The sequence below is a fragment of the Escherichia coli DSM 30083 = JCM 1649 = ATCC 11775 genome (genome assembly GCF_003697165.2).
In the GTDB taxonomy this organism is placed as follows: Bacteria; Pseudomonadota; Gammaproteobacteria; order Enterobacterales; family Enterobacteriaceae; genus Escherichia; species Escherichia coli.
The window spans coordinates 2,845,030-2,866,956 of the sequence record NZ_CP033092.2 but is presented as its reverse complement, the minus strand read 5'-3'; the positions used below and the strand labels follow the sequence as shown (position 1 = coordinate 2,866,956).

Annotated in this window: 31 protein-coding genes and 1 pseudogene; 30 read left to right on the top strand and 2 right to left on the bottom strand. The window is 51.9% G+C overall.

Annotated elements, in window-relative coordinates; translation table 11 throughout:
• Positions 1-29 precede the first annotated feature (29 nt).
• The 8 genes and pseudogenes from EAS44_RS15140 (at position 30) to quuD (ending at position 2,686) form a co-directional block, all read left to right on the top strand.
• Positions 30-470 carry a recombination protein NinB gene (locus tag EAS44_RS15140; protein ID WP_000736913.1) on the top strand — a complete coding sequence of 147 codons (441 nt, stop codon included), beginning with the start codon at positions 30-32 and terminating at the stop codon, positions 468-470.
• Positions 467-994, top strand: coding sequence for a phage N-6-adenine-methyltransferase (locus EAS44_RS15135; RefSeq protein WP_000153286.1), 528 nt, complete (start codon positions 467-469; stop codon positions 992-994). The genes EAS44_RS15140 and EAS44_RS15135 overlap by 4 nt, the downstream gene beginning before the upstream one ends.
• Positions 991-1,167, top strand: coding sequence for a NinE family protein (locus EAS44_RS15130; protein ID WP_001254243.1), 177 nt, complete (start codon positions 991-993; stop codon positions 1,165-1,167). Before EAS44_RS15135 ends, EAS44_RS15130 begins: the two co-directional genes overlap by 4 nt.
• 2 nt (positions 1,168-1,169) lie before the next feature.
• Positions 1,170-1,511, top strand: coding sequence for a phage protein NinX family protein (locus EAS44_RS15125; RefSeq protein WP_000386643.1), 342 nt, complete (start codon positions 1,170-1,172; stop codon positions 1,509-1,511).
• Positions 1,512-1,631: 120 nt separating this feature from the next.
• A pseudogene (locus tag EAS44_RS15115) lies at positions 1,632-1,721 on the top strand (DUF1364 domain-containing protein); the annotation flags it as partial.
• Positions 1,718-2,080 (top strand): crossover junction endodeoxyribonuclease RusA, encoded by a 363-nt coding sequence (gene rusA, locus EAS44_RS15110; protein ID WP_001099712.1) that lies wholly within the window; start codon positions 1,718-1,720, stop codon positions 2,078-2,080. The pseudogene EAS44_RS15115 and the gene rusA, both read left to right, overlap by 4 nt.
• On the top strand, positions 2,077-2,217 hold the full coding sequence (gene ylcG / locus EAS44_RS15105) for a YlcG family protein (RefSeq protein ID WP_000971053.1): 141 nt from the start codon (positions 2,077-2,079) through the stop codon (positions 2,215-2,217). Before rusA ends, ylcG begins: the two co-directional genes overlap by 4 nt.
• Positions 2,218-2,302: 85 nt before the next feature.
• Positions 2,303-2,686, top strand: coding sequence for an antitermination protein QuuD (gene quuD, locus EAS44_RS15100; protein WP_001204776.1), 384 nt, complete (start codon positions 2,303-2,305; stop codon positions 2,684-2,686).
• Positions 2,687-2,874: 188 nt separating this feature from the next.
• On the opposite strand, the gene ompC is transcribed toward quuD, so the two are convergent.
• Positions 2,875-3,957 carry a porin OmpC gene (gene ompC, locus EAS44_RS15095; protein WP_000737271.1) on the bottom strand — a complete coding sequence of 361 codons (1,083 nt, stop codon included), beginning with the start codon at positions 3,955-3,957 and terminating at the stop codon, positions 2,875-2,877.
• Between the two features lie 588 nt (positions 3,958-4,545).
• Here ompC and essD point away from each other — a divergent pair.
• The 3 genes from essD to rzpD are packed head-to-tail and all read left to right on the top strand — an operon-like array spanning position 4,546 to position 5,716.
• Positions 4,546-4,761, top strand: a complete 216-nt coding sequence (gene essD / locus EAS44_RS15090) for a phage lysis protein EssD (RefSeq protein WP_000839596.1) — start codon at positions 4,546-4,548, stop codon at positions 4,759-4,761.
• Positions 4,761-5,258 (top strand): lysozyme RrrD, encoded by a 498-nt coding sequence (gene rrrD, locus EAS44_RS15085; RefSeq protein WP_001135277.1) that lies wholly within the window; start codon positions 4,761-4,763, stop codon positions 5,256-5,258. The genes essD and rrrD overlap by 1 nt, the downstream gene beginning before the upstream one ends.
• A complete protein-coding gene (gene rzpD / locus EAS44_RS25915; RefSeq protein WP_001082747.1) occupies positions 5,255-5,716 on the top strand; it encodes a prophage endopeptidase RzpD in 462 nt (153 codons plus the stop codon). Before rrrD ends, rzpD begins: the two co-directional genes overlap by 4 nt.
• Positions 5,717-5,747: 31 nt before the next feature.
• On the opposite strand, the gene iss is transcribed toward rzpD, so the two are convergent.
• Positions 5,748-6,041, bottom strand: coding sequence for an increased serum survival lipoprotein Iss (gene iss, locus EAS44_RS15075; RefSeq protein ID WP_001298464.1), 294 nt, complete (start codon positions 6,039-6,041; stop codon positions 5,748-5,750).
• Positions 6,042-6,521: 480 nt separating this feature from the next.
• Here iss and EAS44_RS15070 point away from each other — a divergent pair, with 480 nt between their 5' ends.
• The 19 genes from EAS44_RS15070 (at position 6,522) to EAS44_RS14975 (ending at position 21,926) form a co-directional block, all read left to right on the top strand.
• Complete coding sequence (locus tag EAS44_RS15070; protein WP_000830178.1) at positions 6,522-6,848, top strand: TonB family protein; 327 nt, start codon at positions 6,522-6,524, stop codon at positions 6,846-6,848.
• A 206-nt stretch (positions 6,849-7,054) separates the two neighbouring features.
• A complete protein-coding gene (locus tag EAS44_RS25160; RefSeq protein WP_000881610.1) occupies positions 7,055-7,237 on the top strand; it encodes a hypothetical protein in 183 nt (60 codons plus the stop codon).
• A gap of 562 nt (positions 7,238-7,799) precedes the next feature.
• A complete protein-coding gene (locus tag EAS44_RS15055; RefSeq protein ID WP_000867565.1) occupies positions 7,800-8,348 on the top strand; it encodes a terminase small subunit in 549 nt (182 codons plus the stop codon).
• A complete protein-coding gene (locus EAS44_RS15050) occupies positions 8,320-10,248 on the top strand; it encodes a phage terminase large subunit family protein (protein ID WP_042210311.1) in 1,929 nt (642 codons plus the stop codon). The genes EAS44_RS15055 and EAS44_RS15050 overlap by 29 nt, the downstream gene beginning before the upstream one ends.
• On the top strand, positions 10,232-10,438 hold the full coding sequence (locus EAS44_RS15045) for a phage head-tail joining protein (protein WP_000258997.1): 207 nt from the start codon (positions 10,232-10,234) through the stop codon (positions 10,436-10,438). Before EAS44_RS15050 ends, EAS44_RS15045 begins: the two co-directional genes overlap by 17 nt.
• Positions 10,435-12,027 carry a phage portal protein gene (locus tag EAS44_RS15040; RefSeq protein ID WP_000831761.1) on the top strand — a complete coding sequence of 531 codons (1,593 nt, stop codon included), beginning with the start codon at positions 10,435-10,437 and terminating at the stop codon, positions 12,025-12,027. The genes EAS44_RS15045 and EAS44_RS15040 overlap by 4 nt, the downstream gene beginning before the upstream one ends.
• Positions 12,017-13,522, top strand: a complete 1,506-nt coding sequence (locus EAS44_RS15035) for a S49 family peptidase (RefSeq protein WP_001253914.1) — start codon at positions 12,017-12,019, stop codon at positions 13,520-13,522. Before EAS44_RS15040 ends, EAS44_RS15035 begins: the two co-directional genes overlap by 11 nt.
• 36 nt (positions 13,523-13,558) lie before the next feature.
• Positions 13,559-13,906 (top strand): head decoration protein, encoded by a 348-nt coding sequence (locus tag EAS44_RS15030; protein ID WP_000256840.1) that lies wholly within the window; start codon positions 13,559-13,561, stop codon positions 13,904-13,906.
• Between the two features lie 57 nt (positions 13,907-13,963).
• A complete protein-coding gene (locus EAS44_RS15025) occupies positions 13,964-14,992 on the top strand; it encodes a major capsid protein (protein WP_000522649.1) in 1,029 nt (342 codons plus the stop codon).
• Positions 14,993-15,043: 51 nt separating this feature from the next.
• Complete coding sequence (gene gpFI / locus EAS44_RS15020; RefSeq protein ID WP_000201530.1) at positions 15,044-15,418, top strand: DNA-packaging protein FI; 375 nt, start codon at positions 15,044-15,046, stop codon at positions 15,416-15,418.
• A complete protein-coding gene (locus EAS44_RS15015) occupies positions 15,411-15,764 on the top strand; it encodes a head-tail joining protein (protein ID WP_001204540.1) in 354 nt (117 codons plus the stop codon). Before gpFI ends, EAS44_RS15015 begins: the two co-directional genes overlap by 8 nt.
• An 11-nt stretch (positions 15,765-15,775) precedes the next feature.
• Entirely contained in the window at positions 15,776-16,354 is a 579-nt protein-coding gene (locus tag EAS44_RS15010) for a phage tail protein (protein WP_000975062.1), read from the top strand.
• A complete protein-coding gene (locus EAS44_RS15005) occupies positions 16,351-16,746 on the top strand; it encodes a phage minor tail U family protein (protein ID WP_000683145.1) in 396 nt (131 codons plus the stop codon). The genes EAS44_RS15010 and EAS44_RS15005 overlap by 4 nt, the downstream gene beginning before the upstream one ends.
• A 7-nt stretch (positions 16,747-16,753) precedes the next feature.
• Positions 16,754-17,494: a phage tail protein gene (locus EAS44_RS15000; protein ID WP_001351266.1), complete on the top strand. Its 741-nt coding sequence runs from the start codon at positions 16,754-16,756 to the stop codon at positions 17,492-17,494.
• A gap of 15 nt (positions 17,495-17,509) precedes the next feature.
• Positions 17,510-17,932, top strand: coding sequence for a phage tail assembly chaperone G (gene gpG / locus EAS44_RS14995; RefSeq protein ID WP_000479129.1), 423 nt, complete (start codon positions 17,510-17,512; stop codon positions 17,930-17,932).
• Entirely contained in the window at positions 17,914-18,348 is a 435-nt protein-coding gene (locus tag EAS44_RS14990; protein WP_000459485.1) for a phage tail assembly protein T, read from the top strand. The genes gpG and EAS44_RS14990 overlap by 19 nt, the downstream gene beginning before the upstream one ends.
• Positions 18,341-20,902, top strand: a complete 2,562-nt coding sequence (locus tag EAS44_RS14985; RefSeq protein ID WP_000840269.1) for a phage tail tape measure protein — start codon at positions 18,341-18,343, stop codon at positions 20,900-20,902. The genes EAS44_RS14990 and EAS44_RS14985 overlap by 8 nt, the downstream gene beginning before the upstream one ends.
• Positions 20,899-21,228: a phage tail protein gene (locus EAS44_RS14980; RefSeq protein ID WP_000847405.1), complete on the top strand. Its 330-nt coding sequence runs from the start codon at positions 20,899-20,901 to the stop codon at positions 21,226-21,228. The genes EAS44_RS14985 and EAS44_RS14980 overlap by 4 nt, the downstream gene beginning before the upstream one ends.
• A complete protein-coding gene (locus EAS44_RS14975; protein ID WP_001152660.1) occupies positions 21,228-21,926 on the top strand; it encodes a phage minor tail protein L in 699 nt (232 codons plus the stop codon). Before EAS44_RS14980 ends, EAS44_RS14975 begins: the two co-directional genes overlap by 1 nt.
• The last annotated feature ends 1 nt before the right edge of the window (position 21,927 follow it).

Genomic DNA, 21,927 nt, shown 5'->3' with positions numbered 1-21,927 from the left:
GGCCTTTTTATTTGGGGGAGAGGGAAGTCATGAAAAAACTAACCTTTGAAATTCGATCTCCGGCACATCAGCAAAACGCTATTCACGCAGTACAGCAAATCCTTCCAGACCCAACCAAACCAATCGTAGTAACCATTCAGGAACGCAACCGCAGCTTAGACCAAAACAGGAAGCTATGGGCCTGCTTAGGTGACGTCTCTCGTCAGGTTGAATGGCATGGTCGCTGGCTGGATGCAGAAAGCTGGAAGTGTGTGTTTACCGCAGCATTAAAGCAGCAGGATGTTGTTCCTAACCTTGCCGGGAATGGCTTTGTGGTAATAGGCCAGTCAACCAGCAGGATGCGTGTAAGCGAATTTGCGGAGCTATTAGAGCTTATACAGGCATTCGGTACAGAGCGTGGCGTTAAGTGGTCAGACGAAGCGCGACTGGCTCTCGAATGGAAAGCGCGATGGGGAGATCGGGCTGCATGACTATCAAATCAAATACGCCAGCACACGACAAGGACTGCTGGCAAACGCCGCTTTGGCTTTTTGATGCACTGGATATTGAGTTTGGATTCTGGCTGGATTCGGCAGCGAGCGACAAAAATGCTCTGTGCGCTCACTGGCTAACTGAGGACGACGACGCGCTCAATTCTGAGTGGGTAAGCCACGGTGCAATCTGGAATAACCCACCGTACAGCAATATCAGGCCGTGGGTGGAAAAAGCCGCTGAGCAGTGTATACAACAGCGACAGACGGTAGTGATGCTTGTGCCAGAGGATATGTCTGTCGGATGGTTCAGCAAGGCTCTGGAGAGTGTTGACGAAGTTCGTATTATCACTGATGGACGGATTAATTTTATCGAACCATCGACAGGGCTGGAGAAGAAGGGAAACAGCAAAGGCTCCATGCTGCTGATTTGGCGACCGTTCATCAGTCCTCGACGGATGTTTACTACCGTATCCAAAGCGGCATTGATGGCGATCGGGCAGGGCGTCAGGAGGGCTGCATGAGACGACAGCGACGAAGCATCACCGACATAATCTGCGAAAACTGCAAATACCTTCCAACGAAACGCTCCAGAAATAAACGCAAGCTAATCCCAAAAGAATCTGACGTAAAAACCTTCAATTACACAGCCCACCTGTGGGATATCCGGTGGCTAAGATATCGTGCGAGGAAATGACAATGGATTATTCACAGTTAAGTGATTTTGAAATTAACAGAATGGTAGGAGACATAATTTTTAAAGGCCTTTGGGCAAGTAAACCGGAAACATCAGGGAATAACACCAACAAATGGTATTACGGAAATGCTGATACAACTTTTGAGCCATTAAATCATTTGCCTGACTACTGCAATGATCCGAGCGCTTCATGGCCGATTATTGAGAAATACAGGATTTCTATCTTAGACCAGTTAACTGAATGGTGTGTGGATGCAAAAGGCGTAAGCCCAATATTTGATACCAGACCTCTCCGCGCCGCCATGATTGTCTTTCTCCTGATGCAGGAGGCCAATAATGCTTAGCCCATCTCAATCCCTTCAATACCTGAAAGAAAGCATAGAGCGGGCTTCAATGTGCACAGAGTGGATTCTATCTAGGTTTAGCGCATACAGAAGATTGCCGGTAAAGGGCATGCCAAGCAAGTCGATGCTGCATATGCAAAAGAATGCGCGCTGGAAGGTATGGCGAGAACACAGGTTATGTGGCTGAAAGAGGGGGTTATTAAGGCGTGAATACCTACAGCATCACATTACCCTGGCCTCCGAGCAATAATCGCTATTACCGCCATAATCGCGGGCGCACGCACGTCAGCGCAGAGGGGCAGGCATACCGCGATAACGTCGCCCGAATCATTAAAAACGCAATGCTGGATATCGGCCTGGCTATGCCTGTGAAAATCCGCATTGAGTGCCACATGCCGGATCGCCGTCGCCGTGACCTGGATAATCTGCAAAAAGCCGCTTTTGACGCACTCACTAAAGCAGGTTTCTGGCTGGATGATGCTCAGGTCGTTGATTACCGCGTTGTGAAGATGCCTGTTACCAAAGGTGGGAGGCTGGAACTGACCATCACCGAAATGGGGAATGAATGATGTTTGAGTTTAATATGGCAGAACTTCTTCGCCACCGCTGGGGGCGTCTGCGCTTATATCGTTTCCTCGGTTCTGTTTTGACCGATTACCGAATACTGAAGAATTACGCCAAAACCCTGACAGGAACAGGAGTATGAAGTCAGAGATAACAATCAACTAATACTGTTTTGTTGATTTTTGCTTGTAATTGGCGTTCTGGTCTGATTTTTGTGGAGTAAGTTGATGCGTGATATTCAGATGGTTCTTGAGCGTTGGGGTGCGTGGGCGGCTAATAATCATGAAGATGTGACCTGGTCGTCCATTGCCGCCGGTTTTAAGGGATTAATTCCTTCAAAAGTAAAATCTCGCCCGCAATGTTGTGACGATGACGCGATGATCATTTGCGGGTGCATGGCCCGTCTGAAAAAGAACAACAGCGATTTACACGATTTATTAGTAGATTATTATGTATGTGGTATGACATTCATGTCACTGGCAAGTAAGCATTGCTGCTCGGATGGTTATATCGGGAAAAGGTTACAGAAGGCTGAGGGCATAATTGAAGGGATGTTAATGGCATTAGATATCCGGTTAGATATGGATATCGTTGCTAATAATTCTAATTGATATGCAATTGTTTACTAAAAGTTATTAAAAATGGGGCGTGGAAACGCCCCCAAAATAAAGGGTAATATATAACAGAAGGTTTATATAGTAAGAAGCAAGGTAGTGCTTCTAAAGGAAGTGGCTTGAGGGCTCCACTTATATGTTGCGGAGGCAAAGCCTCCCGCAACATATCTTTTTCGTAAGTCAGATTAGAACTGATAAACCAGACCTACAGCGACGATGTCGTCGGTATCAATACCAGCTGTTTTGGTAAACTTACTATCGTCAATTAAGTTGATTTTGTAATCAACAAAAGTGGACATGTTTTTATTAAAGTAGTAAGTAGCACCGACATCGACATACTTGACTAAGTCTCGGTCACCATGAACACCAAGGTCTTTACCTTTTGACTGAAGGTAAGCAACAGATGGACGCAGACCGAAGTCAAACTGATATTGTGCTACTGCTTCAAAGTTTTGTGCTTTGTTTGCAATATGGTTATTACCAAAAACGGTCATATTCTGAGTTTCAGAATATGTGGTAGCCAGATAGATATTGTTCGCATCATATTTCAGGCCTGCAGCCCATACTTCCGCATTTTTGCCGGAGGCATTGAATTTGCTCTTACCATAGGCGACCTGACCGTCAGTGCGATCTGATTTAGCATAGGTTGCACCCACGCCGAATCCTTCATACTCATAAGTAGTGGAGAAACCGAAACCATCACCATTGGCTTCAGTTACGTCAGTGCGGTCATTTTTACCCTGATACTGAGCAGCAAAGTTCAGGCCATCGACCAGACCAAAGAAGTCGTTGTTACGATAAGTTGCAACACCAGTAGTGCGACCAGTCATGAACACATCTGTTTGGGTCCAGGTATCACCACCGAATTCTGGCAGAACGTCAGTCCACGCACCGATGTCGTATGCTACACCGTAGTTACGGCCGTAATCGATTGAGCCGTAATCACCAAATTTCAGGCCTGCAAATGCAAGACGGGTTTTGTCTTTGGAAGAACCTTGAGATTCAGCACGGTTGCCTTTGAATTCATATTCCCACTGACCGAAACCAGTCAGTTGATCGTTGATTTGGGTTTCACCTTTGAAGCCAAGACGGGCATAAGTAGTATCACCATCATCTGCATCATTAGAGGAGAAGTAGTGCTTGGCATTAACTTTCCCGTATAGATCCAGCTTGTTACTGTCTTTATTATAAATTTCAGCTGCCTGAGCAGACATCGCCATCAGTACTGATGCAGCTACAGCAGAAATTGCCACTGTTAATTTTTTCATTGTACGCCCTTTTTTTGAACTATTATTAAAAAATGATGTCACTGCGCGATAAATATTCATCTAATCAATGTGATTATTTCAAGATGTAAGTTTTAGTTTCTCATTTAATTTGTGAAGTAGATCTCTATTTTTATCTGAACCTTTTCTATCTAATCCTATTCATGGCTCTTGTCTGAACAAAAATAAATCTATTAGCTAATTTATATTAATGGCACTTATTTATAAGTGCTCTATAATTCTTTAGCTTAATTTAAACAAACTAAAAATAACATTGGAAATTATTAACTGGTTATTTGTTGAAGTTTTCTTATGCATTTGTGGTGGTGTTTTGAACACTCGGTGGCATTCTCACAAATATCATTTAGTAGTTTACGTACGTAAAAAATTGGTTATGCTGTTAAGAGTGGTTACTTCGTCACACAGCTTAAACCCGCCGTCGAGCGGGTTTTTCCATTTTTTGAGTCTCGATATTAGCTGATAACCCAATACCTGAGTTATTCACTGACTCCGAATCTGTTACGTTTCTGCCTTTATTGCGATACGTAGTATCCCCTTAATTTACACCCGCTTTGTCTGCGAGGTGGGGTTATGAAATCCATGGATAAGTTAACAACGGGTGTCGCCTATGGTACCTCAGCAGGTAGTGCCGGGTACTGGTTTTTACAGTTGCTCGATAAAGTCACGCCCTCACAGTGGGCGGCAATAGGTGTGCTGGGTAGCCTGGTATTTGGCCTGCTGACGTACCTGACAAACCTTTATTTCAAGATTAAAGAAGATAAGCGCAAGGCTGCGAGAGGTGAATAATGCCTCCATCATTACGAAAAGCCGTTGCTGCTGCTATTGGTGGCGGAGCAATTGCTATAGCATCAGTGTTAATCACTGGCCCAAGTGGTAACGATGGTCTGGAAGGTGTCAGCTACATACCATACAAAGATATTGTTGGTGTATGGACTGTATGTCACGGGCATACAGGAAAAGACATCATGCTCGGTAAAACGTATACCAAAGCAGAATGCAAAGCCCTCCTGAATAAAGACCTTGCCACGGTCGCCAGACAAATTAACCCGTACATCAAAGTCGATATACCGGAAACAATGCGCGGCGCTCTTTACTCATTCGTTTACAACGTGGGTGCTGGCAATTTCAGAACATCGACGCTTCTTCGCAAAATAAACCAGGGCGATATCAAAGGCGCATGTGATCAGCTACGTCGCTGGACATATGCTGGCGGTAAGCAATGGAAAGGTCTCATGACTCGTCGTGAGATTGAGCGTGAAATCTGTTTGTGGGGTCAGCAATGAACAGAGTAACCGCGATTATCTCCGCTCTGGTTATCTGCATCATCGTCTGCCTGTCATGGGCTGTTAATCATTACCGTGATAACGCCATTACCTACAAAGCCCAGCGCGACAAAAATGCCAGAGAACTGACGCTGGCGAACGCGGTAATTACTGACATACAGATGCGTCAGCGTGATGTTGCTGCGCTCGATGCAAAATACACGAAGGAGTTAGCTGATGCGAAAGCTGAAAATGATGCTCTGCGTGATGATGTTGCCGCTGGTCGTCGTCGGTTGCACATCAAAGCAGTCTGTCAGTCAGTGCGTGAAGCCACCACCGCCTCCGGCGTGGATAATGCAGCCTCCCCCCGACTGGCAGACACCGCTGAACGGGATTATTTCACCCTCAGAGAGAGGCTGATCACTATGCAAAAACAACTGGAAGGAACCCAGAAGTATATTAATGAGCAGTGCAGATAGAGCTGCCCATATCGATGGGCAACTCATGCAATTATTGTGAGCAATACACACGCGCTTCCAGCGGAGTATAAATGCCTAAAGTAATAAAACCGAGCAATCCATTTACGAATGTTTGCTGGGTTTCTGTTTTAACAACATTTTCTGCACCACCACAAATTTTTGCTGCATCGACAGTTTTCTTCTGCCCAATTCCCGAAACGAAGAAATGATGGGTGATGGTTTCCTTTGGTGTTACTGCTGTAGGTTTGTTTCCAACAGTAAACGTCTGTTGAGCACATCCTGTAATAAGCATTGCCAGAGCGGCAGAAAACAACATTTTTTTCATCTTATTATCCTGCATTGTTAAAAACGGCAGAATCCTATGTGACAACAATTAAACGATAGTTAAATGGATTGATGAAAATTAAAACTACACAGGTGGGCTCAGACTATTGGAGGAAGTTGGGGACACTCAGAATCCTGTGGAATGAAATAAACCGGTCTATCCGTCCATTACCCTTTTAGCTGCGCTGTATCGTCGCCGTATTCCCGCATTAACCATGACCGTAGCCCGACGGGGAATTCCTTCTGCGTGAGTGTGCGGGAATAATTAAAAACGATGCACACCGGGTTTTTACCGCGTTAATGATTCGCGGGTTTATCCCGGTGCGATGGTGGAAGAAACAGGAAGCTGTATTACAGAAAGTGCTACTACTGTATCCCGATGCGATGTATGTAATGTGAGTCAGATAATGGCACAGGATGTGGTGATGTGGCAGTCTGGAACACAGGATATATTGTCAGAATAAGACCCGTAGGAATAAAAATGAAAAGACGCCTTTTACTACTTTTTCTGTTATCTGTCCTGGCAGTGGGATGCTCGCAGCAAAAAGCTGATGAGCCCCGGCAATTAGTGACGGTGTATCCACGATATCCGGAATATGCTGCAGCAAATTATATCAAGGGGCTGGTTGAGGTTAAGTTCGATATTGGTGCTGATGGGACTGTGACACGGATCGTTTTTCTCCGCTCAGAGCCTCATAATTTGTTTCGTGATGAAGTGGTGAAGGCCATGGCGAAATGGCGATTTGAAAAGAATCGCCCCTGTCAGGGAGTGAAGAGACAATTTATCTTTACGCCGTCACGTCCTTGATGCTTCCAGGTAGAGAGGGGCTGGAAGCAGGAGAAAAATGAAAGAGCCAGCGGTTATATTTTTGTCATGGCTGACGAGGAATGATGGAAGAAGGCGTTGTATGCCACACAACGCCTCACTGTTCATTTCTTCTTTTTCTCTGGTGGAACCCGATGAATAAGAGTTGCACTGGTTTCCGATGAGATGGCGATATACTCGGGCAAAGTATGCTGGCAGTTTTCCAACTGGTCAAAAATACCTGCTCTCGTCTGTTGCAATGCCTGCAGCATGCGGCGGCAATGCGCCTTGCTTTTACTAACCATCTTTCCTTCCTCTATCAGTCGCTGCGTGAACTCATCATGGAATACCAGGTAAATGCGGATGTTATCGGTTTTGGCTACGCAGCATAGTACAAAACGGACAGGTGCATCCCGGGACGGGGGAGGCGTCACATGTCCCTGTGATGGTTGTTCCGGGTAATGTACTGTGTGGGGCATAAAAATGTCCGATAATTTTACTTTCTACCGCAGTTAGTTGATTCGTTGGTCCTGGTAGCACATTGGGCGAGGATTTAAATGCCAGGCAACTGAAGGATGATGTCGCAAGGGAGATAGCGAGAATATTTCTGATTTTCATTTGATGATGCCTCTGTGTGAAATGACGGTAAACGACGCACTTGTGCCGGCACATAATAGCAAGCACCATAATAGATCAGATTCGATTCTTGCTGTAAGTGATAATTATTCTCGTTTTCGGGTCCTTTCCGTCGATCCAACAGGTTACGGGGCGGCGACCTCGCGGTTTTTCACTATTTATGAAAATTTTTCAGGGAAAATCGTGTCGGTACTTCTCGAATATAACTTTTTGTTTTTTTTAATATTGCATCCGTAAAGGTCCGACATGAAAGTGTCCGAAAATGCCTTTTTCTGGCGTTTTCATGTCGGGCCTTGTATTTGATAATGGGTTGTTTTCATGAAGGTTAATAAAAAGAGGCTTGCCGAAATTTTCAACGTGGACCCGCGGACGATTGAACGCTGGCAGTCTCAGGGACTCCCTTGCGCCTCCAAAGGTAGTAAGGGCATTGAATCTGTATTTGATACTGCCATGGCAATTCAGTGGTATGCGCAGAGGGAAACTGATATCGAAAACGAAAAGCTCCGCAAAGAACTGGCCGATTTGCGTGCGGCAGCGGAGTCAGATTTACAACCCGGCACCATTGACTATGAACGCTACCGGCTCACAAAAGCGCAGGCAGATGCGCAGGAACTGAAAAATGCCCGTGAAGACGGAGTAGTGCTGGAAACTGAACTGTTTACCTTCATTCTGCAACGTGTGGCACAGGAGATTTCGGGGATACTTGTGCGTGTGCCGTTGACATTACAGCGTAAATATCCGGACATTTCACCATCACACCTTGATGTGGTGAAAACTGAAATCGCGAAAGCCTCCAATGTTGCAGCTAAGGCCGGTGAAAACGTGGGCGGGTGGATCGATGATTTCAGACGCGCAGAAGGCAGCTAATGCAGCCGGTGCGATAGCTACAGGGCTTTTATCTCTCATTATTCCTGTTCCACTGACGACAGTTCAGTGGGCCAATAAACATTATTACCTTCCTAAAGAGTCGTCTTATACCCCGGGGCGATGGGAAACACTGCCGTTTCAGGTTGGCATCATGAACTGTATGGGCAACGATCTGATTCGCACGGTTAACCTGATTAAATCTGCCCGTGTTGGTTATACAAAGATGTTGCTGGGAGTGGAGGCTTATTTTATTGAGCATAAATCACGCAACAGCCTTCTTTTTCAGCCCACGGACTCAGCTGCTGAAGATTTTATGAAATCTCATGTTGAGCCAACGATAAGGGATGTTCCTGCATTGCTGGAGCTGGCTCCATGGTTCGGAAGAAAACACCGCGATAATACGCTCACCCTGAAGCGTTTTTCCTCCGGTGTGGGGTTCTGGTGTCTGGGTGGTGCGGCAGCAAAAAACTACCGTGAAAAATCCGTGGATGTGGTCTGTTATGACGAGCTTTCCTCGTTCGAACCGGATGTTGAAAAAGAGGGTTCGCCAACCCTGCTGGGGGATAAACGTATTGAGGGCTCTGTATGGCCAAAATCCATTCGCGGCTCGACGCCTAAAATCAAAGGCTCCTGCCAGATCGAAAAAGCCGCTAACGAGTCGGCACACTTCATGCGTTTTTATGTGCCCTGTCCGCACTGTGGGGAGGAGCAGTATCTGAAATTTGGCGATGATGCCTCGCCTTTCGGTCTTAAGTGGGAGAAGAATAAGCCAGAAAGTGTTTTCTACCTTTGTGAGCATCATGGCTGTGTGATCCATCAGTCTGAGCTTGACCAGAGTAACGGGCGGTGGATCTGTGAAAACACGGGCATGTGGACCCGTGACGGCCTGATGTTTTTCAGCGCCCGGGGTGATGAAATTCCGCCGCCGCGCTCCATCACTTTCCATATCTGGACGGCGTACAGTCCGTTCACCACCTGGGTACAGATTGTCTATGACTGGCTGGATGCACTGAAAGATCCCAACGGCCTGAAAACCTTTGTGAACACCACGCTGGGCGAGACCTGGGAAGAGGCTGTGGGCGAAAAACTCGATCACCAGGTGCTGATGGATAAGGTTGTGCGTTACACGGCGGCGGTGCCTGCCCGGGTGGTTTATCTGACGGCGGGCATTGACTCGCAGCGAAACCGTTTTGAGATGTATGTCTGGGGATGGGCTCCGGGAGAGGAAGCCTTTCTGGTGGATAAAATCATCATTATGGGGCGTCCCGATGAGGAAGAGACGCTGTTACGTGTGGATGTGGCGATCAACAAAAAATACCGCCATGCAGACGGAACCGAAATGACCATTTCCCGTGTCTGCTGGGACATCGGGGGGATCGATGGCGAAATCGTTTATCAGAGGTCAAAAAAACACGGTGTTTTCCGGGTGCTGCCGGTAAAAGGCGCATCTGTCTATGGCAAGCCGGTGATCACCATGCCAAAAACCCGCAATCAGCGGGGCGTGTATCTGTGTGAAGTGGGGACGGACACCGCAAAAGAAATTCTCTATGCCCGTATGAAAGCCGATCCCACGCCTGTGGATGAAGCCACGTCGTATGCTATCCGTTTTCCTGATGATCCGGAGATTTTTTCGCAGACAGAGGCGCAGCAACTGGTCGCGGAAGAGCTTGTGGAGAAGTGGGAAAAAGGAAAGATGCGTCTGCTGTGGGATAACAAAAAGCGGCGTAACGAAGCGCTGGACTGCCTGGTGTATGCCTACGCGGCATTACGTGTGTCCGTGCAACGCTGGCAGCTTGATCTGGCTGTACTGGCAAAATCCCGGGAAGAAGAGACGACCCGGCCAACCCTTAAAGAACTGGCAGCGAAGCTGTCCGGAGGAGTGAATGGTTACAGTCGCTGAACTGCAGGCGCTGCGTCAGGCGCGCCTTGATTTATTAACCGGTAAACGGGTGGTGTCTGTCCAGAAAGATGGTCGCAGAATTGAATATACGGCGGCTTCTCTGGATGAGCTTAACCGGGCGATCAATGATGCGGAGTCGGTACTGGGGACAACCCGGTGTCGCCGTCGTCCGCTGGGAGTGAGGTTATGAAACGAACGCCTGTCCTGATTGATGTGAACGGCGTTCCGCTTCGTGAGAGTCTCAGCTACAACGGGGGCGGTGCAGGATTTGGCGGGCAAATGGCTGAGTGGTTGCCACCGGCGCAGAGTGCCGATGCGGCCCTGCTGCCCGCGTTGCGTCTGGGGAATGCCCGGGCAGATGATCTGGTGCGCAATAACGGAATAGCGGCTAATGCGGTGGCTCTGCATAAGGATCACATTGTCGGGCATATGTTTCTGATCAGCTACCGTCCGAACTGGCGCTGGCTGGGGATGCGGGAGACCGCAGCAAAAAGCTTTGTCGATGAGGTGGAGGCGGCCTGGTCGGAATACGCCGAAGGGATGTTTGGCGAGATCGACGTGGAAGGAAAACGCACGTTCACGGAATTTATCCGTGAAGGTGTGGGCGTTCATGCGTTTAACGGCGAAATCTTTGTGCAGCCGGTCTGGGATACGGAAACCACGCAGTTATTCCGTACGCGTTTTAAAGCCGTGAGTCCGAAACGGGTGGACACGCCTGGACACGGTATGGGGAACCGTTTTCTGCGGGCCGGTGTGGAGGTCGATCGATATGGCCGTGCCGTCGCGTACCATATCTGTGAGGATGATTTTCCGTTCTCTGGTAGTGGACGATGGGAACGGATCCCGCGTGAACTTCCCACCGGGCGTCCGGCCATGCTGCATATTTTCGAGCCGGTGGAGGACGGGCAGACCCGTGGGGCTAATCAGTTTTACAGCGTCATGGAACGGCTGAAGATGCTCGATTCCCTGCAGGCAACACAGCTTCAGTCGGCCATAGTGAAGGCGATGTATGCAGCGACGATTGAAAGTGAACTTGATACCGAAAAGGCCTTTGAATATATCGCCGGCGCGCCACAGGAGCAGAAGGATAATCCGCTTATTAATATTCTGGAGAAGTTTTCCAGCTGGTATGACACGAATAACGTGACACTGGGCGGTGTCAAAATTCCGCACCTTTTCCCTGGTGATGATCTGAAACTACAGACTGCGCAGGATTCAGACAATGGATTTTCTGCGCTTGAACAGGCGCTGCTGCGGTATATCGCCGCCGGTCTTGGCGTTTCCTACGAACAGTTGTCCCGTGATTACTCGAAGGTCAGTTACTCAAGTGCCCGCGCCTCCGCCAATGAGTCGTGGCGCTATTTTATGGGGCGGCGAAAATTTATTGCGGCCCGGCTGGCCACGCAGATGTTTTCCTGCTGGCTGGAAGAGGCACTTCTTCGGGGGATTATTCGTCCGCCACGGGCACGTTTTGATTTTTATCAGGCGCGATCAGCCTGGTCACGGGCAGAGTGGATTGGTGCCGGAAGAATGGCCATTGACGGGCTCAAGGAAGTCCAGGAATCAGTGATGCGCATTGAGGCCGGACTGAGCACGTATGAGAAAGAGCTGGCGCTGATGGGCGAGGATTATCAGGACATTTTCCGCCAGCAGGTCAGGGAATCTGCTGAGCGGCAAAAAGCCGGACTCTCACGTCCGGTGTGGATAGAGCAGGCGTATCAGCAGCAGATAGCGGAGAGTCGCAGGCCGGAAGAGGAGACAACACCACGTGAGACGTAATCTTTCACACATTATTGCCGCAGCATTCAATGAACCGCTGCTTCTGGAGCCCGCCTATGCGCGGGTTTTCTTTTGCGCGCTCGGGCGCGAGATGGGGGCAGCAAGTCTTTCGGTACCACAACAGCAGGTACAGTTTGATGCTCCCGGAATGCTGGCTGAAACGGACGAGTACATGGCCGGAGGTAAACGACCGGCCCGTGTTTACCGGGTGGTGAACGGTATTGCTGTACTGCCGGTGACCGGCACGCTGGTGCACCGGCTGGGTGGTATGCGGCCATTTTCCGGAATGACAGGCTATGACGGCATTGTCGCCTGTCTTCAGCAGGCAATGGCGGATAGCCAGGTGCGGGGCGTACTGCTGGACATTGACAGTCCGGGCGGGCAGGCCGCCGGCGCGTTTGACTGCGCTGACATGATTTACCGCCTCCGTCAGCAGAAGCCGGTCTGGGCACTGTGCAATGACACGGCCTGTTCTGCAGCCATGCTGCTGGCGTCGGCCTGCTCCCGACGGCTGGTTACCCAGACATCCCGTATCGGCTCCATTGGCGTGATGATGAGCCATGTCAGCTATGCCGGTCATCTGGCGCAGGCCGGTGTGGATATCACGCTGATTTACTCAGGGGCGCACAAGGTGGATGGCAATCAGTTTGAAGCGTTGCCGGCAGAGGTTCGCCAGGACATGCAGCAGCGGATTGATGCGGCGCGCCGGATGTTTGCCGAAAAAGTGGCGATGTATACCGGTCTGTCTGTTGATGCCGTCACGGGAACAGAGGCTGCCGTTTTTGAAGGTCAGTCCGGCATTGAGGCCGGGCTGGCGGATGAATTAATCAATGCGTCGGATGCCATCAGTGTGATGGCCACGGCGCTGAACAGTAATGTCAGAGGAGGCACTATGCCGCAATTAACTGCAACGGAAGCCGCCGCGCAGGAGAACCAGCGAGTGATGGGGATCCTGACATGCCAGGAAGCGAAAGGACGTGAACAGCTTGCCACGATGCTGGCAGGACAACAGGGCATGAGCGTTGAACAGGCCCGGGCGATTCTGGCCGCGGCGGCACCGCAGCAGCCGGTGGCATCCACGCAGAGTGAAGCCGATCGCATTATGGTGTGTGAAGAAGCGAACGGTCGTGAACAACTGGCGGCAACGCTGGCGGCGATGCCGGAGATGACGGTGGAAAAAGCCCGCCCGATCCTGGCTGCTTCACCGCAGGCGGATGCCGGACCATCACTCCGTGATCAGATCATGGCACTGGATGAGGCAAAAGGGGCTGAGGCGCAGGCTGAACAGCTGGCTGCCTGCCCGGGAATGACAGTGGAGAGCGCCCGGGCTGTGCTGGCTGCGGGATCAGGTAAGGCAGAACCGGTCTCTGCATCCACAACCGCCATGTTTGAACATTTCATGGCGAACCATTCACCGGCAGCGGTACAGGGTGGCGTGGCACAGACGTCAGCAGACGGTGATGCGGACGTGAAAATGCTCATGGCCATGCCATGAAGTCAGTGCTGACCATCAATAGGAGGTTTTTACAATATGGTGACGAAAACCATCACTGAACAGCGTGCGGAAGTACGTATTTTTGCCGGTAATGATCCGGCTCATACCGCCACAGGCAGCAGCGGGATTTCCTCGCCAACACCGGCACTGACGCCCCTGATGCTGGATGAAGCCACCGGGAAACTGGTGGTCTGGGACGGACAGAAAGCCGGTAGTGCGGTTGGCATACTGGTACTGCCGCTTGAAGGCACAGAGACGGCGCTGACGTATTACAAGTCGGGAACCTTTGCGACGGAGGCAATCCACTGGCCTGAAAGTGTGGATGAACACAAAAAGGCCAACGCCTTTGCTGGCAGTGCCCTGAGTCACGCGGCGCTGCCGTAACACGTTATCAGGCCACCGCGGTGGCCTGACTGATTTCTGAATGAAAGGAACTGATTTATGGGATTGTTTACGACCCGCCAGTTACTCGGTTATACCGAACAAAAAGTTAAATTTCGTGCGCTGTTTCTGGAGCTGTTTTTCCGCCGTACGGTGAATTTCCATACCGAAGAGGTGATGCTGGACAAAATTACCGGAAAAACGCCGGTGGCGGCCTATGTCTCCCCGGTTGTTGAAGGAAAAGTGCTGCGTCATCGTGGTGGTGAAACCCGCGTGTTGCGTCCGGGCTACGTCAAGCCGAAACACGAATTTAATTACCAGCAGGCGGTTGAGCGCCTTCCTGGTGAAGATCCATCTCAACTGAATGATCCGGCTTACCGCCGTCTGCGTATCATTACCGATAACCTCAAACAGGAAGAGCACGCGATTGTCCAGGTGGAAGAAATGCAGGCGGTAAATGCTGTGTTGTATGGCAAATACACCATGGAAGGAGACCAGTTCGAGAAAATTGAGGTCGATTTTGGCAGGTCGACGAAGAATAACATCACTCAGGGTAGTGGTAAGGAGTGGTCAAAACAGGATCGTGACACGTTCGATCCTACACATGATATTGACCTCTACTGCGACCTGGCCAGCGGTCTTGTGAATATTGCCATTATGGACGGTACCGTCTGGCGTCTTCTGAATGGTTTTAAGCTGTTCCGCGAAAAACTGGATACCCGTCGCGGTTCAAATTCTCAACTCGAAACGGCAGTGAAAGATCTGGGCGCAGTGGTGTCCTTCAAGGGGTATTACGGCGATCTGGCCATTGTGGTGGCGAAAACGTCTTATATAGCAGAAGACGGTACCGAAAAACGTTATCTTCCAGATGGCATGCTGGTTCTGGGGAATACTGCTGCAGATGGGATCCGTTGTTACGGTGCCATTCAGGATGCTCAGGCGTTGTCCGAAGGTGTGGTGGCCTCTTCCCGTTATCCGAAACACTGGCTGACGGTAGGGGATCCCGCCCGTGAATTTACCATGACGCAGTCCGCGCCGCTGATGGTGTTGCCGGACCCGGATGAGTTTGTGGTGGTACAGGTGAAATAATCCGTGAGCGGGGGCGAAATGCCCCCGTGTCTTTTTTCACAGGGGGCTGATATGGCAACGAAAGAGCAAAATCTGAAACGGCTTGATGAACTGGCCCTGATTCTGGGGCGTGAGCCGGATATATCCGGGAGTGCCGCAGAGATAGCGCAGCGGGTGGCAGAATGGGAAGAGGAAATGCAGTCATCCGGCGATGATGTACAGGTTATGAATATGGATATCCGGGAGCGGGAAACCGCGGCTCATGATGTTCGTGAGGAAACATCCGGCGCGTTAACGCGCATCAGAGTTCTGACCTGCCTCCATCTCTGTGGCGTTGATGGTGAAACGGGGGAATCCGTTGAGCTTGCGGATGTTGGTCGGGTGATTCTGATTATGTCCTCAGATGCAAAAACACACGTTGATGGTGGAATGGCTGTTTATGCGTGATTTTCAGAATGCCTTTGATGCCGCCCTTGCCGGGGTGGACAGTACGATTGTTGAAGTGATGGGCATCAGTGCGCAGTTCACCTCCGGTGCACAGCGTGGCGGCGAGGTTCATGGCGTTTTTGACGATCCGGAGTCGCTGGGTTTTGCCAGTAGTGGGATCCGTATTGAAGGAAGTAACCCGTCATTATTTGTGCTTACGGATACGGTTTGTGCTGTACGGCGTGGTGACACGCTGACCATTAACGGCGAGATGTTCTGGGTGGACCGTGTTTCTCCGGATGACGGAGGGAGTTGTTATCTCTGGCTCAACCGGGGGCAACCACCTGCCGCCAGCCGTCGCCGCTGAAAGGGGGATGTATGGCCATAAAAGGTCTTGAGCAGGCCGTTGAAAACCTCAGCCGTATCAGCAAAACGGCAGTGCCTGGTGCCGCCGCAATGGCCATTAACCGCGTTGCTTCATCCGCGATATCGCAGTCGGCGTCACTGGTTGCCCGTGAGACAAAGGTACGCCGGAAACTGGTAAAGGAAAGGGCCAGGCTGAAAAGGGCCACGGTCAAAAATCCGCAGGCCAGAATCAAAGTTAACCGGGGGGATTTGCCCGTAATCAGGCTGGGTAACGCGCGGGTTGTCCTGTCCCGACGCAGGCGTCGTAAAAAGGGGCAGCGTTCATCCCTGAAAGGTGGCGGCAGCGTGCTTGTGGTGGGAAACCGTCGTATTCCCGGCGCGTTTATTCAGCAACTGAAAAATGGCCGGTGGCATGTCATGCAGCGTGTGGCCGGGAAAAACCGTTACCCCATTGATGTGGTGAAAATCCCGATGGCGGTGCCGCTGACCACGGCGTTTAAACAGAATATTGAGCGGATACGGCGTGAGCGTCTTCCGAAAGAGCTGGGCTATGCGCTGCAGCATCAACTGAGAATGGTAATAAAGCGATGAAACATACTGAACTCCGTGCAGCCGTACTGGATGCACTGGAGAAGCATGACACCGGGGCGACGCTTTTTGATGGTCGCCCTGCTGTTTTTGATGAGGAAGATTTTCCGGCAATTGCCGTTTATCTCACCGGCGCTGAATACACGGGCGAAGAGCTGGACAGCGATACCTGGCAGGCGGAGCTGCATATTGAAGTTTTCCTGCCTGCTCAGGTGCCGGATTCAGAGCTGGATTCGTGGATGGAGTCCCGGATTTATCCGGTGATGAGCGATATCCCGGCACTGTCAGATTTGATCACCAGTATGGTGGCCAGTGGCTATGACTACCGGCGCGACGATGATGCGGGCCTGTGGAGTTCAGCCGATCTGACTTATGTCATTACCTATGAAATGTGAGGACGATATGCCAACACCAAATCCTCTGGCACCGGTGAAAGGGGCCGGGACCACACTGTGGGTTTATAACGGGAGCGGCGACCCTTATGCAAACCCGCTTTCAGACAATGACTGGTCGCGTCTGGCAAAAATTAAAGACCTGACGCCCGGCGAACTGACCGCTGAGTCCTATGACGACAGTTATCTCGATGATGAAGATGCGGACTGGACCGCGACCGGGCAGGGGCAGAAATCCGCCGGAGATACCAGCTTCACGCTGGCGTGGATGCCCGGAGAGCAGGGGCAGCAGGCGCTGCTGGCGTGGTTTAATGAAGGTGATACCCGTGCCTATAAAATCCGCTTCCCGAACGGCACGGTCGATGTGTTCCGTGGCTGGGTCAGCAGTATCGGTAAGGCGGTGACGGCGAAGGAAGTGATCACCCGTACGGTGAAGGTCACCAATGTGGGCCGTCCGTCAATGGCAGAAGATCGCAGTACGGTGACGGCGGCAACCGGTATGACCGTGACGCCTGCCAGCTCCTCGGTGGTGAAAGGGCAGAGCACCACGCTGACCGTGGCCTTCCAGCCGGAGGGCGCAACTGACAAGAGCTTCCGTGCGGTGTCAGCGGATAAAACAAAAGCCACCGTGTCGGTCAGTGGTATGACCATCACCGTGAACGGCGTTGCTGCAGGCAAGGTCAACATTCCGGTTGTATCCGGTAATGGTGAACTTGCTGCGGTTGCAGAAATCACTGTCACCGACAGTTAATCCGGAGAGTCAGCGATGTTCCTGAAAACCGAATCATTTGAACATAACGGCGTGACCGTCACGCTTTCTGAACTGTCAGCCCTGCAGCGTATTGAGCATCTCGCCCTGATGAAACAGCAGGCAGAACAGGCGGAGTCAGACAGCAACCGGCAGGTTACTGTGGAAGACGCCATCAGAACCGGTGCTTTTGTGGTGGCGATGTCCCTGTGGCATAACCATCCGCAGAAGACAAAGCAGCCTTCCATGAATGAAGCCGTTAAACAGATTGAGCAGGAAGTGCTTACCACCTGGCCCGCGGAGGCAATTTCTCATGCTGAAAACGTGGTGTACCGGCTGTCCGGTATGTATGGGTTTGTGGTGAATGATGCCCCTGACCAGGCAGAGGACTCCGGGCCTGCAGAGCCTGTTTCTGCGGGAAAGTGTTCGACGGTGAGCTGAGTTTTGCCCTGAAACTGGCGCGAGAGATGGGGCGACCTGACTGGCGCGCCATGCTTGCCGGGATGTCATCCACGGAGTATGCCGACTGGCACCGCTTTTACAGTACCCATTATTTTCATGATGTTCTGCTGAATATGCACTTTTCCGGGCTGACGTACACTGTGCTCAGCCTGTTTTTCAGCGATCCGGATATGCATCCGCTGGATTTCAGTTTGCTGAACCGGCGTGAGGATGACGAAGAGCCTGAAGATGATGTGCTGATGCAGAAAGCGGCAGGGCTTACCGGAGGCGTCCGCTTTGACCCGGACGGAAATGAAGTTATCCCCGCTTCCCCGGATATGGCGGGCATGACGGAGGATGACGTAATGCTGATGACAGTATCAGAAGGGATCGCAGGAGGAGTCCGGTATGGCTGAACCGGTAGGCGATCTGGTCGTTGATTTAAGTCTGGATGCGGCCAGATTTGACGAGCAGATGGCCAGAGTCAGGCGTCATTTTTCCGGTACGGAAAGTGATGCGAAAAAAACAGCGGCAGTCGTTGAACAGTCGCTGAGCCGACAGGCGCTGGCTGCACAGAAAGCGGGGATTTCCGTCGGGCAGTATAAAGCCGCCATGCGTATGCTGCCTGCACAGTTCACCGACGTGGCCACGCAGCTTGCAGGCGGGCAAAGCCCGTGGCTGATCCTGCTGCAACAGGGTGGTCAGGTTAAGGACTCCTTCGGCGGGATGATCCCCATGTTCCGGGGGCTTGCCGGTGCGATCACCCTGCCGATGGTCGGGGCCACCTCGCTGGCGGTGGCGACCGGTGCGCTGGCGTATGCCTGGTATCAGGGTAACTCAACCCTGTCCGATTTCAACAAAACGCTGGTCCTTTCCGGCAATCAGTCGGGTCTGACGGCAGATCGTATGCTGGTCCTGTCCAGAGCCGGGCAGGCGGCAGGGCTGACGTTTAACCAGACCAGCGAGTCACTCAGCGCACTGGTTAAGGCGGGAGTAAGCGGTGAGGCTCAGATTGCATCCATCAGCCAGAGTGTGGCGCGTTTCTCCTCTGCATCCGGCGTGGAGGTGGACAAGGTCGCTGAAGCCTTCGGGAAGCTGACCACTGACCCGACGTCGGGGCTGACGGCGATGGCGCGCCAGTTCCATAACGTAACGGCGGAGCAGATTGCGTATGTTGCTCAGTTGCAGCGTTCCGGCGATGAATCCGGGGCATTGCAGGCGGCGAACGAGGCCGCAACGAAAGGGTTTGATGACCAGACCCGACGCCTGAAAGAGAACATGGGCACGCTGGAAACCTGGGCAGACAGGACAGCACGGGCATTCAAATCCATGTGGGATGCGGTGCTGGATATTGGTCGTCCTGATACCGCTCAGGAGATGCTGATTAAGGCAGAGGCTGCGTTTAAGAAAGCGGACGACATCTGGAATCTGCGCAAGGATGATTATTTTGTTAACGATGAAGCGCGGGCGCGTTACTGGGATGATCGTGAAAAGGCCCGTCTTGCGCTTGAAGCCGCCCGAAAGAAGGCTGAACAGCAGAGTCAACAGGACAAAAATGCGCAGCAGCAGAGCGATACCGAAGCATCACGGCTGAAATATACCGAAGAGGCGCAGAAGGCTTACGAACGGCTGCAGACACCGCTGGAGAAATATACCGCCCGTCAGGAAGAACTGAACAAGGCACTGAAAGACGGGAAAATCCTGCAGGCAGATTACAACACGCTGATGGCGGCGGCGAAAAAGGATTATGAAGCGACGCTGAAAAAGCCGAAACAGTCCGGCGTGAAGGTGTCTGCGGGCGATCGTCAGGAAGACAGTGCTCATGCTGCCCTGCTGACGCTTCAGGCTGAACTCCGGACGCTGGAGAAGCATGCCGGAGCAAATGAGAAAATCAGCCAGCAGCGCCGGGATTTGTGGAAGGCGGAGAGTCAGTTCGCGGTACTGGAGGAGGCGGCGCAACGTCGCCAGCTGTCTGCACAGGAGAAATCCCTGCTGGCGCATAAAGATGAGACGCTGGAGTACAAACGCCAGCTGGCTGCACTTGGCGACAAGGTTACGTATCAGGAGCGCCTGAACGCGCTGGCGCAGCAGGCGGATAAATTCGCACAGCAGCAACGGGCAAAACGGGCCGCTATTGATGCGAAAAGCCGGGGGCTGACTGACCGGCAGGCAGAACGGGAAGCCACGGAACAGCGCCTGAAGGAACAGTATGGCGATAATCCTCTGGCGCTGAATAACGTCATGTCAGAGCAGAAAAAGACCTGGGCGGCTGAAGACCTGCTTCGCGGGAACTGGATGGCAGGCCTGAAGTCCGGCTGGAGTGAGTGGGAAGAGAGTGCCACGGACAGTATGTCGCAGGTTAAAAGTGCTGCCACGCAGACCTTTGATGGTATTGCGCAGAATATGGCGGCGATGCTGACCGGCAGTGAACAGAACTGGCGCAGCTTCACCCGTTCCGTGCTGTCCATGATGACAGAAATTCTGCTTAAGCAGGCAATGGTGGGGATTGTCGGGAGTATCGGCAGCGCTATTGGCGGGGCTGTTGGTGGCGGCGCATCCGCGTCAGGCGGTACAGCCATTCAGGCCGCTGCGGCGAAACTCCATTTTGCAACCGGAGGATTTACGGGAACCGGCGGCAAATATGAGCCAGCGGGGATTGTTCACCGTGGTGAATTTGTCTTCACGAAGGAGGCAACCAGCCGGATTGGCGTGGGAAATCTCTACCGGCTGATGCGCGGCTATGCCACCGGCGGTTATGTCGGTGGCACCGGAAGTCCGGCGCAAATGCGGCGTTCAGAGGGTATCAGGTTTGAGCAGAACAACAACGTGGTGATTCAGAACGACGGTACGAATGGTCTGCCAGGTCCACAGATGATGAAGGCGGTGTATGACATGGCCCGCAAGGGTGCCCGTGATGAAATCCAGGCACAGATGCGCGATGGTGGTCTGTTCTCCGGAGGTGGACGATGAAAACCTTCCGCTGGAAAGTGAAACCCGGGATGGATGTGACATCGGCTCCTTCCGTCAGGGAGGTGCGCTTTGGTGATGGCTATTCCCAGCGTGCGCCTGCCGGGCTGAACGCTGACCTGAAAACGTACAGCGTGACGCTGTCTGTCTCCCGTGAGGAGGCCACGGCGCTGGAGTCGTTTCTGGCTGAGCACGGGGGCTGGAAGGCCTTTCTGTGGACGCCGCCTTATGGTTACAGGCAGATAAAGGTGACCTGCGCAAAATGGTCGTCGCGGGTCAGTATGCTGCGTGTTGAGTTCAGCGCAGAGTTTGAACAGGTGGTGAACTGATGCAGGATATCCGGCAGGAAACATTGAATGAATGCACCCGTGCGGAGCAGTCGGCCAGCGTGGTGCTCTGGGAAATCGATCTGACAGAGGTCGGTGGAGAACGTTATTTTTTCTGTAATGAGCAGAACGAAAAAGGTGAGCCGGTCACCTGGCAGGGGCGACAGTATCAGCCGTATCCCATTCAGGGGAGTAGTTTTGAACTGAATGGCAAAGGCACCAGTACGCGCCCCACGCTGACGGTTTCTAACCTGTACGGTATGGTCACCGGGATGGTGGAAGATCTGCAGAGTCTGGTCGGCGGAACGGTGGTCAGGCGTAAGGTTTACGCCCGTTTTCTGGATGCGGTGAACTTCGTCAACGGAAACAGCGACGCCGATCCGGAGCAGGAGGTGATCAGCCGCTGGCGCATTGAGCAGTGCAGCGAACTGAGTGCGGTCAGTGCCTCCTTTGTACTGTCCACACCGACGGAAACGGATGGTGCCGTTTTTCCGGGGCGCATCATGCTGGCTAATACCTGCACCTGGACCTATCGCGGTGATGAGTGCGGTTATCACGGTCCGGCGGTCGCGGATGAATATGATCAGCCGACTTCCGATATCACGAAGGATAAATGCAGCAAATGCCTGAGCGGCTGTAAGTTTCGCAATAACGTCGGCAACTTTGGCGGCTTCCTTTCCATTAACAAACTTTCGCAGTAAA

Excerpts from the sequence above, each read along its gene's own strand:
- EAS44_RS15010 (WP_000975062.1), top strand. The coding sequence starts at position 15,776 with ATGGCCATAAAAGGTCTTGAGCAGGCCGTTGAAAACCTCAGCCGTATC.
- rzpD (WP_001082747.1), top strand. The coding sequence starts at position 5,255 with ATGAACAGAGTAACCGCGATTATCTCCGCTCTGGTTATCTGCATCATC.
- EAS44_RS15025 (WP_000522649.1), top strand. The coding sequence starts at position 13,964 with ATGGGATTGTTTACGACCCGCCAGTTACTCGGTTATACCGAACAAAAA.
- EAS44_RS15005 (WP_000683145.1), top strand. The coding sequence starts at position 16,351 with ATGAAACATACTGAACTCCGTGCAGCCGTACTGGATGCACTGGAGAAG.
- EAS44_RS15000 (WP_001351266.1), top strand. The coding sequence starts at position 16,754 with ATGCCAACACCAAATCCTCTGGCACCGGTGAAAGGGGCCGGGACCACA.
- EAS44_RS15040 (WP_000831761.1), top strand. The coding sequence starts at position 10,435 with ATGAAACGAACGCCTGTCCTGATTGATGTGAACGGCGTTCCGCTTCGT.
- EAS44_RS15045 (WP_000258997.1), top strand. The coding sequence starts at position 10,232 with ATGGTTACAGTCGCTGAACTGCAGGCGCTGCGTCAGGCGCGCCTTGAT.
- gpFI (WP_000201530.1), top strand. The coding sequence starts at position 15,044 with ATGGCAACGAAAGAGCAAAATCTGAAACGGCTTGATGAACTGGCCCTG.
- gpG (WP_000479129.1), top strand. The coding sequence starts at position 17,510 with ATGTTCCTGAAAACCGAATCATTTGAACATAACGGCGTGACCGTCACG.
- EAS44_RS14980 (WP_000847405.1), top strand. The coding sequence starts at position 20,899 with ATGAAAACCTTCCGCTGGAAAGTGAAACCCGGGATGGATGTGACATCG.
- EAS44_RS15055 (WP_000867565.1), top strand. The coding sequence starts at position 7,800 with ATGAAGGTTAATAAAAAGAGGCTTGCCGAAATTTTCAACGTGGACCCG.
- ompC (WP_000737271.1), bottom strand. The coding sequence starts at position 3,957 with ATGAAAAAATTAACAGTGGCAATTTCTGCTGTAGCTGCATCAGTACTG.
- iss (WP_001298464.1), bottom strand. The coding sequence starts at position 6,041 with ATGAAAAAAATGTTGTTTTCTGCCGCTCTGGCAATGCTTATTACAGGA.
- ylcG (WP_000971053.1), top strand. The coding sequence starts at position 2,077 with ATGATGTTTGAGTTTAATATGGCAGAACTTCTTCGCCACCGCTGGGGG.
- EAS44_RS15030 (WP_000256840.1), top strand. The coding sequence starts at position 13,559 with ATGGTGACGAAAACCATCACTGAACAGCGTGCGGAAGTACGTATTTTT.
- EAS44_RS15125 (WP_000386643.1), top strand. The coding sequence starts at position 1,170 with ATGGATTATTCACAGTTAAGTGATTTTGAAATTAACAGAATGGTAGGA.
- EAS44_RS15015 (WP_001204540.1), top strand. The coding sequence starts at position 15,411 with ATGCGTGATTTTCAGAATGCCTTTGATGCCGCCCTTGCCGGGGTGGAC.
- essD (WP_000839596.1), top strand. The coding sequence starts at position 4,546 with ATGAAATCCATGGATAAGTTAACAACGGGTGTCGCCTATGGTACCTCA.
- EAS44_RS15050 (WP_042210311.1), top strand. The coding sequence starts at position 8,320 with ATGATTTCAGACGCGCAGAAGGCAGCTAATGCAGCCGGTGCGATAGCT.
- EAS44_RS14985 (WP_000840269.1), top strand. The coding sequence starts at position 18,341 with ATGGCTGAACCGGTAGGCGATCTGGTCGTTGATTTAAGTCTGGATGCG.
- EAS44_RS15070 (WP_000830178.1), top strand. The coding sequence starts at position 6,522 with ATGAAAAGACGCCTTTTACTACTTTTTCTGTTATCTGTCCTGGCAGTG.
- EAS44_RS15130 (WP_001254243.1), top strand. The coding sequence starts at position 991 with ATGAGACGACAGCGACGAAGCATCACCGACATAATCTGCGAAAACTGC.
- EAS44_RS15135 (WP_000153286.1), top strand. The coding sequence starts at position 467 with ATGACTATCAAATCAAATACGCCAGCACACGACAAGGACTGCTGGCAA.
- EAS44_RS14975 (WP_001152660.1), top strand. The coding sequence starts at position 21,228 with ATGCAGGATATCCGGCAGGAAACATTGAATGAATGCACCCGTGCGGAG.
- EAS44_RS25160 (WP_000881610.1), top strand. The coding sequence starts at position 7,055 with ATGCTGGCAGTTTTCCAACTGGTCAAAAATACCTGCTCTCGTCTGTTG.
- rrrD (WP_001135277.1), top strand. The coding sequence starts at position 4,761 with ATGCCTCCATCATTACGAAAAGCCGTTGCTGCTGCTATTGGTGGCGGA.
- EAS44_RS15140 (WP_000736913.1), top strand. The coding sequence starts at position 30 with ATGAAAAAACTAACCTTTGAAATTCGATCTCCGGCACATCAGCAAAAC.
- quuD (WP_001204776.1), top strand. The coding sequence starts at position 2,303 with ATGCGTGATATTCAGATGGTTCTTGAGCGTTGGGGTGCGTGGGCGGCT.